Source organism: Agromyces flavus (assembly GCF_900104685.1).
GTDB classification, from domain to species: domain Bacteria; phylum Actinomycetota; class Actinomycetes; order Actinomycetales; family Microbacteriaceae; genus Agromyces; species Agromyces flavus.
In genome coordinates this window covers 1738448-1750469 of the sequence record NZ_LT629755.1, presented here as the reverse complement: position 1 = coordinate 1750469, position 12022 = coordinate 1738448, and the positions used below count along the sequence as shown (strand labels likewise).

General features: G+C 69.7%; 12 protein-coding genes. 8 read left to right on the top strand and 4 right to left on the bottom strand.

The features are described 5' to 3' along the window. Window positions 1-51: 51 nt before the first annotated feature. From atpA to BLT99_RS08250, 6 genes are all read left to right on the top strand, one after another. A complete protein-coding gene (gene atpA, locus BLT99_RS08275) occupies window positions 52-1689 on the top strand; it encodes a F0F1 ATP synthase subunit alpha (protein ID WP_092670898.1) in 1638 nt (545 codons plus the stop codon). 92 nt (window positions 1690-1781) lie between these two features. After that, window positions 1782-2690, top strand: coding sequence for a F0F1 ATP synthase subunit gamma (locus tag BLT99_RS08270; RefSeq protein WP_092670896.1), 909 nt, complete (start codon window positions 1782-1784; stop codon window positions 2688-2690). Between the two features lie 28 nt (window positions 2691-2718). Beyond that, window positions 2719-4176 (top strand): F0F1 ATP synthase subunit beta, encoded by a 1458-nt coding sequence (gene atpD, locus BLT99_RS08265; RefSeq protein WP_092670894.1) that lies wholly within the window; start codon window positions 2719-2721, stop codon window positions 4174-4176. Between the two features lie 2 nt (window positions 4177-4178). Next, window positions 4179-4439, top strand: a complete 261-nt coding sequence (locus BLT99_RS08260) for a F0F1 ATP synthase subunit epsilon (protein WP_092670892.1) — start codon at window positions 4179-4181, stop codon at window positions 4437-4439. A gap of 10 nt (window positions 4440-4449) precedes the next feature. Continuing rightward, window positions 4450-5022: an AAA family ATPase gene (locus BLT99_RS08255; RefSeq protein WP_092670890.1), complete on the top strand. Its 573-nt coding sequence runs from the start codon at window positions 4450-4452 to the stop codon at window positions 5020-5022. A gap of 16 nt (window positions 5023-5038) precedes the next feature. Continuing rightward, window positions 5039-5794: a YaaA family protein gene (locus BLT99_RS08250; protein ID WP_092670888.1), complete on the top strand. Its 756-nt coding sequence runs from the start codon at window positions 5039-5041 to the stop codon at window positions 5792-5794. A 17-nt stretch (window positions 5795-5811) separates the two neighbouring features. Here the strand turns inward: BLT99_RS08250 and BLT99_RS08245 are convergent, their stop codons facing one another. Both BLT99_RS08245 and BLT99_RS08240 read right to left on the bottom strand, forming a co-directional pair. Then, the gene (locus BLT99_RS08245; RefSeq protein ID WP_092670886.1) at window positions 5812-6417 is read right to left on the bottom strand and encodes a DNA-3-methyladenine glycosylase I; all 606 of its coding nucleotides are present in this window, start codon (window positions 6415-6417) and stop codon (window positions 5812-5814) included. Next, entirely contained in the window at window positions 6414-6905 is a 492-nt protein-coding gene (locus BLT99_RS08240) for a methylated-DNA--[protein]-cysteine S-methyltransferase (RefSeq protein WP_092670884.1), read from the bottom strand. The genes BLT99_RS08245 and BLT99_RS08240 overlap by 4 nt, the downstream gene beginning before the upstream one ends. Before the next feature lie 188 nt (window positions 6906-7093). Between BLT99_RS08240 and BLT99_RS08235 the strand changes: the two genes are divergently transcribed. Continuing rightward, window positions 7094-8314, top strand: coding sequence for a DUF4192 family protein (locus BLT99_RS08235; protein WP_157674960.1), 1221 nt, complete (start codon window positions 7094-7096; stop codon window positions 8312-8314). Between the two features lie 78 nt (window positions 8315-8392). Here BLT99_RS08235 and BLT99_RS08230 read toward each other — a convergent pair whose 3' ends face one another. After that, window positions 8393-9865: an aspartate aminotransferase family protein gene (locus BLT99_RS08230; RefSeq protein ID WP_092670880.1), complete on the bottom strand. Its 1473-nt coding sequence runs from the start codon at window positions 9863-9865 to the stop codon at window positions 8393-8395. A 28-nt stretch (window positions 9866-9893) separates the two neighbouring features. Further along, entirely contained in the window at window positions 9894-10376 is a 483-nt protein-coding gene (locus BLT99_RS08225) for an Lrp/AsnC family transcriptional regulator (protein WP_092670878.1), read from the bottom strand. Window positions 10377-10566: 190 nt separating this feature from the next. Here BLT99_RS08225 and BLT99_RS08220 point away from each other — a divergent pair, with 190 nt between their 5' ends. Next, window positions 10567-11997, top strand: coding sequence for a gamma-aminobutyraldehyde dehydrogenase (locus BLT99_RS08220; protein WP_371874239.1), 1431 nt, complete (start codon window positions 10567-10569; stop codon window positions 11995-11997). Window positions 11998-12022: the final 25 nt, after the last annotated feature.

The window sequence follows — 12022 nt, the reverse complement described above, 5'->3', positions numbered from 1 at the left end:
ACCACGACCGGCGTCCCGCGCCACGACATCCAGTAGCTAAAGGAAATGGCAATGGCAGAACTCTCCATCAGCCCCGACGAGATCCGTTCGGCTCTCTCGGAGTTCGCCCAGGCGTACGAGCCGGGCGCGGCCCAGAAGACCGAGGTCGGCTACGTCGTCGACGCCGCCGACGGCATCGCGCACGTCGAGGGCCTGCCCTCGGTCATGGCCAACGAGCTCGTCCGCTTCGCGGACGGTACGCTCGGCCTCGCGCTGAACCTCGACGAGGACGAGATCGGTGTCGTCGTGCTCGGCGAGTTCACCGGCATCGAGGAGGGCATGGAGGTGACCCGCACGGGCGAGGTCCTCTCGGTGCCCGTCGGCGAGGGCTACCTCGGCCGCGTCGTCGACCCGCTCGGCGCTCCGATCGACGGCCTCGGCGAGATCGCGACCGAGGGCCGTCGTGCCCTCGAGCTCCAGGCGCCCGGCGTCATGCAGCGCAAGTCGGTGCACGAGCCGCTGCAGACCGGCATCAAGGCGATCGACGCGATGATCCCGGTCGGCCGCGGCCAGCGTCAGCTGATCATCGGCGACCGCCAGACCGGCAAGACCGCCATCGCGATCGACACGATCATCAACCAGAAGGCGAACTGGGAGTCGGGCGACCCGACCAAGCAGGTCCGCTGCATCTACGTCGCGATCGGCCAGAAGGGCTCGACCATCGCCTCGGTGAAGGGTGCGCTCGAGGACGCCGGCGCGATGGAGTACACGACGATCGTCGCGGCTCCCGCCTCCGACCCCGCAGGCTTCAAGTACCTCGCCCCGTACACCGGCTCGGCCATCGGCCAGCAGTGGATGTACGCCGGCAAGCACGTCCTGATCATCTTCGACGACCTGTCGAAGCAGGCCGAGGCCTACCGCGCCGTCTCGCTGCTGCTGCGCCGCCCGCCGGGCCGCGAGGCGTACCCCGGCGACGTGTTCTACCTGCACTCGCGCCTGCTCGAGCGCTGCGCGAAGCTCTCCGACGAGCTCGGCGCGGGTTCGATGACCGGCTTGCCGATCATCGAGACCAAGGCGAACGACGTCTCGGCCTACATCCCGACCAACGTGATCTCGATCACCGACGGCCAGATCTTCCTGCAGTCCGACCTCTTCAACGCCAACCAGCGTCCCGCGGTCGACGTCGGCATCTCGGTCTCCCGAGTGGGCGGTGACGCGCAGGTGAAGTCGATCAAGAAGGTGTCGGGCACGCTCAAGCTCGAGCTCGCCCAGTACCGCTCGCTCGAGGCCTTCGCGATGTTCGCGTCCGACCTCGACGCCGCGAGCCGCCGTCAGCTCGAGCGCGGCGCGCGCCTGACCGAGCTGCTCAAGCAGCCGCAGTACTCGCCGTACCCCGTCGAGGAGCAAGTCGTCTCGATCTGGGCGGGCACCAACGGCAAGCTCGACGAGGTGCCGGTCGAGGACATCCTGCGCTTCGAGCGCGAGTTCCTCGACTACCTCGGCCGCAACACGACCGTGCTCACCGACCTGCGCGACTCCAACGTCCTCTCGGACGAGACGGTCGCGACCCTCGAGTCCGAGGTCGACAAGTTCAAGCTCGAGTTCCAGACCGGTGAGGGCAAGTCGCTCGCCTCGGTGGGCAAGGAGCAGTTCGAGGCGATCGGCGAGGACGAGGTCGTGCAGGAGAAGATCGTCAAGGGCCGTCGCTAGTCGATTCCTTCGTTCCCTGAGGCGCTCGGGGAATCGGCCGGATCGGCCGGGCCGAGCGCCTCAGGGACAGGAACCCAGGACACAGGAGAAACATGGGAGCGCAGCTTCGGGTCTACCGCCAGAAGATCAAGTCGGCGCAGACGACCAAGAAGATCACGCGAGCGATGGAGCTCATCTCCGCCTCGCGGATCGCCAAGGCGCAGGCGCGCGTCGCCGCATCGACGCCGTACTCGAACGCGATCACTCGCGCCGTCTCAGCGGTGGCGAGCTACTCGAACGTGTCGCACGTGCTGACCACCGAGCCCGAGCGGGTCGACCGCGCGGCGATCGTGATCTTCACCTCCGACCGAGGCCTCGCGGGTGCGTTCAACTCGCAGGTCCTGCGTGAGGCCGAGGAGCTCACCGAGCTGCTCCGCAGCCAGGGCAAGGAGGTCGTGTACTTCCTCGTCGGCCGCAAGTCGGTGGGCTACTTCTCGTTCCGCCGGCGCGACTACGAGCGCAGCTGGATCGGCGGGACCGACAACCCCGAGTTCGAGACCGCCAAGGAGATCGCCGACGCAGTGCTCGAGGCGTTCCTCCGCGACTCGGCAGACGGCGGCGTCGACGAGATCCACATCGTCTACAACCGCTTCGTCAGCCGGATCACCCAGGTCCCGGTCGTCACGCGGCTCCTTCCCCTCGAGGTCGTCGAGGCCGAGGCCGAGGCGGCGCCGTCGGGCAAGGCCGAGGTCTTCCCGCTGTACGAGTTCGAGCCCGACGCCGAGACGGTCCTCGACGGGCTGCTCCCGGTCTACATCGAGAGCCGGATCTTCAATGCCATGCTGCAATCGGCCGCGGCGAAGCACGCCGCCACGCAGAAGGCCATGAAGTCGGCCACCGACAACGCCGACAAGCTGATCCTCGACTACACGCGCCTCGCCAACGAGGCCCGCCAGTCCGAGATCACGCAGCAGATCGCAGAAATCGTGGGTGGAGCGGACGCGCTCTCCTCCTCCAAGTAGCTACAGATTCACCCAGAAGGAAGAGAACATGACTGACACCGCTACCGCGCCAGTCCAGGGCACGGCGGCCACCGTGGGCCGCATCGCCCGCGTGACCGGCCCCGTCGTCGACATCGAATTCCCGCACGACTCGATCCCCGAGATCTACAACGCCCTCAAGACGACGATCGACATCGAGGGCCAGTCGACCGAGCTGACCCTCGAGGTCGCGCAGCACCTCGGCGACGACCTGGTCCGCGCGATCGCGCTCAAGCCGACCGACGGCCTGGTCCGCGGCCAGGAGGTGCACGACACCGGTGCGCCGATCTCGGTGCCCGTCGGCGACGTGACCAAGGGCAAGGTCTTCAACGTCATCGGCGAGGTCCTCAACGGCGAGCCGGGCGAGACCATCGAGATCACCGAGCGCTGGCCGATCCACCGCAAGCCGCCGAGCTTCGACCAGCTCGAGTCGAAGACGCAGCTCTTCGAGACCGGCATCAAGGTGATCGACCTGCTCACGCCCTACGTGCAGGGTGGCAAGATCGGCCTCTTCGGTGGCGCGGGCGTCGGCAAGACCGTCCTCATCCAGGAGATGATCCAGCGCGTGGCGCAGGACCACGGCGGTGTGTCCGTGTTCGCCGGCGTCGGCGAGCGCACGCGTGAGGGCAACGACCTCATCCACGAGATGGAGGAGGCGGGCGTCTTCGACAAGACGGCCCTCGTCTTCGGCCAGATGGACGAGCCGCCCGGGACCCGCCTTCGCGTCGCCCTCTCGGCCCTCACGATGGCCGAGTACTTCCGCGACGTCCAGAAGCAGGACGTGCTCCTCTTCATCGACAACATCTTCCGCTTCACGCAGGCGGGTTCCGAGGTGTCGACGCTGCTCGGCCGCATGCCCTCCGCGGTGGGCTACCAGCCGAACCTCGCCGACGAGATGGGCATCCTGCAGGAGCGCATCACCTCGACGCGCGGCCACTCGATCACCTCGCTTCAGGCGATCTACGTGCCTGCCGACGACTACACCGACCCGGCGCCGGCGACCACGTTCGCGCACCTCGACGCGACCACCGAGCTCTCGCGCGAGATCGCGTCGAAGGGCCTGTACCCCGCGGTCGACCCGCTGACCTCGACGTCGCGCATCCTCGACCCCCGGTACCTCGGCGAGGACCACTACCGCGTCGCGACCACCGTCAAGCAGATCCTCCAGAAGAACAAGGAACTGCAGGAGATCATCGCGATCCTCGGTGTCGACGAGCTGTCGGAGGAGGACAAGATCACGGTGTCGCGTGCGCGCCGCATCCAGCAGTTCCTCTCGCAGAACACCTACATGGCGAAGAAGTTCACGGGCGTCGAGGGTTCGACCGTCCCGCTGAAGGACACCATCGAGTCGTTCGACGCGATCGCCCGGGGTGACTTCGACCACGTCGCCGAGCAGGCCTTCTTCAACGTCGGCCCGATCTCCGACGTCGAGGAGAAGTGGGCGCAGATCCAGAAGGAGAACGGCTGATCATGGCCGCCCTCAATGTGAGCGTCGTCTCGGCCGACCAGGAGGTCTGGTCGGGCGAGGCGGCCATGGTGGTGGCGCGCACGGTCGAAGGCGAGATCGGGATCCTGCCGGGTCACGAGCCGATGCTCGCGATCCTCGCCGGGGGCGAGGTGCGCGTCACGCTCCCCGGTGGTGAGAAGATCACCGCCGACGCAGAGGACGGGTTCCTCTCGGTGCAGTCCGACGCCGTCCAGGTCGTGGCTTCGCGAGCCGCGCTCGCCTGAGAGGACGCGGATGCAGGGGGAGCAGCCGTTCGACCGCCAGTTCGGTGACCTCAGCGTCACCCAGCTCATCGTCATGGCCGGGCTGCCGGGCGCGGGCAAGTCGACGATCGGCGAGATCGTCGGCGCCCGGCTCGGCGCCACGGTCGTGTCGGTCGATCCGATCGAGTCCTCGATCCTGCGCGCCGGGATCGAGGCCGACCAGCCGACCGGTCTCGCCGCGTACCTGGTGGCGGAGCAGATCGCCGAGAAGGAGCTCGCCTCTGGACGCACGGTGATCGTCGATGCGGTGAACGCCGCGGAGTCGGCCAGGCTCCAGTGGCGCGACCTCGCCGCGCGCAACGACGTGCGGCTCCGCGTCATCGAGGTCGTCTGCTCCGATCCGCGCGTGCACCGCGAGCGGCTGGAGAAGCGGGAGCGCCGCCTGCCGCACCTCGATGAGACCACGTGGCGGGCCGTCGAGCAGAGCCTTGAGGGCTATGCACCGTGGACCGGGCCGTCCTCGGCGCTGCCGCGCGTCACCATCGACAGCGCGCAGCCACTCGGCGTGAACGTCGAGGCCGCGCTCGCCTTCATCGCCGCATAGGAAGGCACGACCCTCGGTGCTGCTCCTGCTGCCGCCCTCCGAGACCAAGCGCGACGGAGGGGACGGCTCACCGCTCGAGCTCGGAAACCTGTCGTTCTCGGGCCTGCACGCGGCGCGTTCGACCGTGCTCGAGGCCACCATACGGCTCGCAGCCGATGATGCCGCGATGATGCGCGCCCTCAAGCTGGGCCCGCGACAGGCCGGGGAGGTCGAGCGGAACCGGCGACTTGACGAATCACCGACCATGCCCGCGATCGACCGCTACACCGGCGTGCTCTACGACGCGCTCGACGCCGCCTCGCTGGATCCGGCGGCCCGTGCGCATGCCGGCGAGCGCGTCGTCGTGCACTCCGCGCTGTTCGGCCTGGTCGGCGCCGCAGATCACATCCCCGCATACCGGCTGTCGCATGACTCCCGGCTGCCCGGACTCCGCCTCAGGTCGCACTGGCGGGAGCCGATCGGCGCCGAGCTCGAGGCGGTCGACGGACTCGTGGTCGACCTGCGGTCTGAGGGGTACGCGGAGCTCGGTCCGGCGCCGCAGCGCCCCGACTCCGTGTTCGTCCGCGTCGTCTCCGTCGACGAACGCGGACGACGGCGAGCGCTGAACCACTTCAACAAGCGCGCGAAGGGCCTGTTCGCCCGCGCCCTGCTCGAGGACCGCGCCGATCCCACCGACGTCGCCGACCTGCTCGCCTGGGCCCGCGGGCGAGGCATCCCCCTCGAGTCGGCCCAGCCGGGTGCGGCGCATCACGAGCTGCAGCTCGTGGCCTGACGCGGTCGGTCGCCGGTTCAGGCGACGGATGCCGCCGCTGCTGGGGAACGGAAGCATCCCGCGAGGTGGTCGTCGACCATGCCCGTGGACTGCATGAGCGCGTACATCGTCGTCGGACCGACGAACCGGAAGCCGCGCGCGCGCAGCGCCCGGCTCATCGCGGTGGATTCGGGCGAGGTCGCGGGGATCTCGGTGAACGACACGGGAGGCGCCGGCCGCGGTGGCGGCGCGAAGCTCCAGAGCAGTTCGTCGAGCGGGACATCGAGATCGAGTACGGCGCGCGCGTTGGCGATCGTCGCCTCGATCTTGCCGCGATGGCGGATGATGCGCGCATCGGCCACGAGCCGATCGACGTCGTCGCCGGTCATCGCCGCGACCCGCTCGGGGTCGAAGCCGAGGAAGGCCTCGCGGAACGCGGGACGGCGCCGGAGGATCGTGATCCACGACAGGCCGGCCTGGAATCCCTCGAGGCAGAGCTTCTCGTAGAGACGGGTGGGATCGTGCTGCGGAGTGCCCCATTCCTCGTCGTGGTATCGGCGGTACTCGGGGTCGGACGCACCCCAGGCGCATCTCCCGAGTCCGTCGTCGCCGATGACGACCTCGGCGCGTGCGGGGCCGCTCACGCCGCGAAGCCGATCTGCTCGTGCGCGAGCAGCCAGAGCTTGGTCGGGATGCCGTCGCCGCCGGAGTAGCCGGTGATGCGCCCGTCGGAGGCGAGCACGCGATGGCAGCCCACGATGATCGGGACCGGGTTCGCGCCCACGGCGCCGCCGATCGCTCGCGCGGAGCCGGGTCGCCCCACGGCGGCGGCCAGCGCGCCGTACGAGGTCGCCTCGCCCCACCCGAGTCGGACGAGCTCTGCCCAGACGGCCTGCTGGAACGGGGTGCCGTCGAGCCGGACGGGGATGTCGAACTCGGTGCGGGCGCCCGCGAAGTACTCGGCCAACTGGTCGCGTGCGGATTCGAGCACGGCGTTCGGGCGGTCGGGCTCGTCGTCGTGGGGCAGTGCGCCCTCGCGCTCGATCGAGAGCGAGATGAGGTGTGCGTCATCGCCGACCAGTTCGATGCGCCCGATCGGGCTGTCGAACCGGAGAAGGTATGGGGTGGTCATGCTCCGAGGGTAACCGCGACCACCGTCAGGGACTGGCGGGATTCGGACACCGCGAAACGCCCCGGCAGAGGCAGGGCTGTGGAGGACGGGTCCGGCCACTTCTCCTCCACAGCGGCCCGCCGGACGTCGCGCGAACCGGACAGGGTGCCGCCCCGTCGATCGCCGGGATGGCCCGACATCCTCGCTGCATGACCACGATCATCCGCGCACGTGCCGCTCACGACTTCCTCGCCCTCGTCCCGACGCTGGTCGGCTACCTCCCGTCCCGGTCGCTCCTGTGCGTCGCATTCGACGGCAACCGCACCGCGGGCGTGCTCAGGCACGACCTGCCGCGAGACGCGGCCGACCGAGAGGTGCTCGTCACCGCTGTCGTGGGCACCCTCTGCCGGATGCCGCACGTGGATGCGGTGGTCCCGGTCGCGTACACCGACGTCGGGTTCGCGGGCGGTGGCGTTCCCGAGGCCGAACTGCTCGCGGCGGTGGTGCAACGTGCCGAGCAGGCGGGCTTCCTCGTCCGCGACGCCCTCTGCGTGGCTGCCGACGGCTGGGGTTCGCTGCTCGACGACGAACTTCCCGCCGGCGGCAGGGCGCTCGACCTGGTGGCCGGCAGCGCGGTCGCACGCCACCCCGGGGCCCTGCGCGATCCGGCCGCGTCGGCGGCCGACCTCGTCCGGATCCCGCCCGCCGACCCGGCCCGCTCGGCCGAGGTCGCGGAGGTCCTCGCAACGCTTCGCGCCTCCGGCATCGGGTGCCCGGATGCCTCGGACGACGAGGTCGTCGGCACGCCGACCGACGCCCTGGCCTCGCTCGATGCCGCCATCGGCGACGCGCTCGATCCGTTCGTCGCGGCGGAACGACTCGCCACCGGTCGAGCGGGCCAGACGCCCGAGATGCTCGCGTGGCTCGTCCACCTCGCGGCCTGCCCGCCGTTCCGCGACGCCCTCATGCTGCAGGTGGCGTTCGGGCCGGTGGTGGGGGAGCTGGCGCTGGACTGCGCGGATCGGGCCGCCGAGCTGCCGGCCGCGTCGACCGGATGGAGCACCCCGGCGTCGGACGAGGCGGCCTCCGACGACCGTGCGGAGTCGACCGAGGAGTTCCTGTCGCGGCTGCTGCTCGGCATGGTGGAGACCAGGCCGGACGTCGGCCGGATCGAGCGGTCGATCGAGACGCTCGCCGTGGCCGCGGCGCACGCGCCGTCGCCCGACCGGGCGGGCGTCCTGTGCGTCACCGCCTGGCTCGCCTGGGCGCTCGGCCGCAGCTCCGCCGGCGGCGCACTCATCGATCAGGCCCTGGCCGCCGATCCCGGCAACACCATGGCCGCGCTGCTCCGACGCTTCTTCGGGTCGGGCGCGCTTCCCGACTGGGCGTTCGGGCCCGACCTGACGACGCCGTCCGAACGGGACGACTGAGGCCGGGAACGGCGACGGCGGGGCGGATGGCGCCTGGCCACCCCACCCCGCCGCGTGCCGCGTGCCGGGACCCGGCGCTCAGACCCGCGCGGGCACCAGCAGGTGCTCGCCGCCGTGGCGGTGATCCCGGAAGTCGGCCGCGCGGTTCGACGCCTCGGTCAGCACGCCCCGCAGGATCTGCTCGATCTCCTGGAACTCGGGGACGCCGATCGTGAGCGGCGGCGCGAGCTGGATCACGGGGTCGCCGCGGTCGTCGGCGCGGCAGTACAGCCCGGCGTCGAAGAGGGCCTTCGAGAGGAACCCGCGAAGGAGGCTCTCGGACTCCTCGTCGTTGAAGGTCTCGCGAGTGGCCTTGTCCTTGACGAGCTCGATGCCGAAGAAGTACCCGTCACCGCGGACGTCGCCGACGATGGGCAGGTCGAGCAGCTTCTCGAGTTCGGCGCGGAAGAGCGGCGAGTTCTCGCGCACGCGCTCGTTCAGGCCCTCCTCCTCGAAGACGTCGAGGTTCTCGAGCGCGACCGCGGCCGAGACCGGGTGTCCGCCGAAGGTGTAGCCGTGGTAGAACGACGTGTTGCCGGTCTTGAAGGGCTCGTAGATCTTCTCGGAGATGATGGTCGCGCCGATCGGGGAGTAGCCCGAGGTCATGCCCTTGGCGCACGTGATCATGTCGGGCACGTACCCGTAGGCGTCGCACGCGAACATGTGCCCGATGCGGCCGAACGCGCAGATGACCTCGTCGGAGACGAGGAGCACGTCGTACTGGTCGCAGATCTCGCGGACCCGCTGGAAGTATCCGGGAGGCGGCGGGAAGCAGCCGCCCGAGTTCTGCACCGGCTCGAGGAACACCGCGGCCACGGTCTCGGGGCCCTCGAAGAGGATCATCTCCTCGATGCGGTTCGCGGCCCAGATGCCGAAGGCCTCGAGGTCGTCTGCGGGCGCGCCGACGTCGGCCGCGCGGTAGAAGTTCGTGTTCGGCACGCGGAAGCCGCCGGGCGTGAGGGGCTCGAACATCTGCTTCATCGCCGGGATGCCCGTGATGGCGAGCGCGCCCTGCGGCGTTCCGTGGTAGGCGACGGCGCGCGAGATCACCTTGTGCTTGGTCGGCTGGCCCTTGAGCTTCCAGTAGTACTTCGCGAGCTTGAACGCGGTCTCGACAGCCTCGCCGCCACCGGTCGAGAAGAACACGCGGTTGAGGTCGCCCGGCGCGTAGCCGGCCAGCCGGTCGGCGAGTTCGATCGCCGACGGGTGGGCGTACGACCAGATCGGGAAGAACGCGAGCTCCTCGGCCTGGCGTGCCGCGACCTCGGCGAGGCGACGGCGCCCGTGCCCGGCGTTGACCACGAAGAGGCCCGAGAGCCCGTCGAAGTACTCCCGCCCCTGTGCGTCGTAGATGTGGTGGCCCCGACCGCGGGTGATGATCGGGACGCCGTGCTCCTCCATCGTCGACTGCCGCGCGAAGTGCATCCAGAGGTGGTCCTTCGCCTTCTGCTGCAGTGCGGTGTCGTCGAAGCCGGCCGTGCCGAGGCCCGTCGCTGCGTCGAGGGTGGTCATGGGGATCTCCTTCCGGGCGGTCCCGCGGTCAGCGGGTGCCCCAGTTGTAGAACTGCTTCTGCAGCTTCAGGTAGACGAACGTCTCGGTGGTCTGCACGCCGTCGAGCGCACGGATCTTCGAGTTGAGCAGCGAGATGAGCTGCTCGTCGTTCTCGCACACCACCTCGGCGAGCAGGTCGAAGCTGCCCGCGGTCAGCACGACGTAGTCGATCTCGGGGATCGCCGCGAGCTCCTCTGCGAGCTCGCGGGTGTCGCCTGCCGCACGGATGCCGATCATCGCCTGGCGTGTGAAGCCGAGCTGCATCGGGTCGGTCACGGCGACGATCTGCATCACGCCGGACTCCGTCAACCGCTGCACGCGCTGGCGCACGGCGGCCTCGCTGAGTCCGACCGCCTTGCCGATGTCGGCGTACGAGCGACGCCCGTCGGCCTGGAGCTGCTCGATGATCGCCTTGGAGACGTCGTCGAGTTGCACCGGCCGGTGGTTCGTCAGCCGCGAAGCGTTCGTCATGCATTCGATGATGACAGTCGAGAACGTTGAAGACAAGGGATTCCGTTGTCTTCGATACCTATTCGCAACTGATTCCATCGTGACGGGGTTCATTTCCGGGGCCTCCTGTGCGAGCATGGTCGCGACCTGCGGCCCGCGCCCCTCTCGGCGCGCGCGGCTTCCGCGACATCCCCACCCTCGGAGGAACGACGTGCCCGACATCCTGCGCAACTTCATCGACGGACGCTTCTCCGATGCCCGCGGCGACGAGGCGCTCGACCTGGTGGACCCGGCGACCGAGGAGGTGTACGGCCGCTCGCCGATCTCGACCTCGGCCGACATCGACGCCGCGTACGCGGCCGCCTCCGCCGCATTCGAGAAGTGGGGGCAGACCACCCCCGCCGAGCGCCAGCTGGCCCTCTTCCGCATCGCCGATGCCATGGAGGAGCGTGCCGAGGAGTTCGCCGACCTCGAGTCCCTCGACACCGGCAAGCCGCGCGCGAACCTCGTCGCCGACGAGATCCTCCAGTCCGTCGACCAGCTGCGCTTCTTCGCAGGTGCCGCGCGGAACCTCGAGGGCCGATCCGCAGCCGAGTACCTCGCCGACCACACGTCGTTCGTCCGGCGCGAGCCGATCGGCGTGATCGGGCAGGTGGCGCCGTGGAACTACCCGCTCAACATGGCGGTGTGGAAGGTCGCACCCGCCATCGCCGCCGGCAACACCGTCGTGCTGAAGCCGTCCGACACCACGCCGTCGTCGACGCTCAAGCTGGCCGAGATCGCCGCAGAGCACCTGCCGGCCGGCGTGCTCAACGTCGTGACGGGCGACCGAACCACCGGCGCCGCGCTCCTGCAGCACGCCACGCCCCAGATGGTCGCGATCACCGGCTCGGTGCGCGCGGGCATGGAGGTCGCTCGCGCCGCCGCCGCCGACCTCAAGCGCGTGCACCTCGAGCTGGGCGGCAAGGCTCCGGCGATCGTGTTCGACGACGTCGACGTCGCGAAGGCCGCCGAGGGCATCGTGTCGGCCGCGTACTTCAACGCCGGGCAGGACTGCACCGCGGCCACGAGGGTCCTCGTGCACGAGTCGGTGCACGACGAGCTCGTCGGCGCGCTGGTCGACGCGGCCCGGGCGAACGCACGCACCGGCGCGCCGCGTGACGAGGGCGTCTTCTACGGTCCGCTGAACAACCCGAATCAGCTCGCCCTCGTCTCCGGCGTGATCGACCGGCTGCCCGACCACGCCGACATCGCGACCGGCGGCCGGCGACAGGGCGAGCGCGGCTACTTCTGGGAGGCGACCGTCGTCACCGGGCTGCGTCAGGACGACGAGGCGGTGCAGCGCGAGATCTTCGGACCGGTGCTCACGGTGCAGTCCTTCCGCGAGGAACGCGAGGCGCTCGCCATGGCCAACGGGGTCGACTACGCGCTCGCCGCATCGGTGTGGACGCGCGACCACGGCCGCGCGATGCGCTTCGCCAAGCACCTCGACTTCGGCTGCGTGTGGATCAACACGCACATCCCGTTCGTCTCCGACATGCCGCACGGGGGGTTCAAGCACTCGGGCTACGGCAAGGACCTCTCAAACTACGGCTTCGAGGACTACACCCGCATCAAGCACGTGATGAGCTTCATCGGCTGACCCGCGCGACTAGTGCCAGACTGGA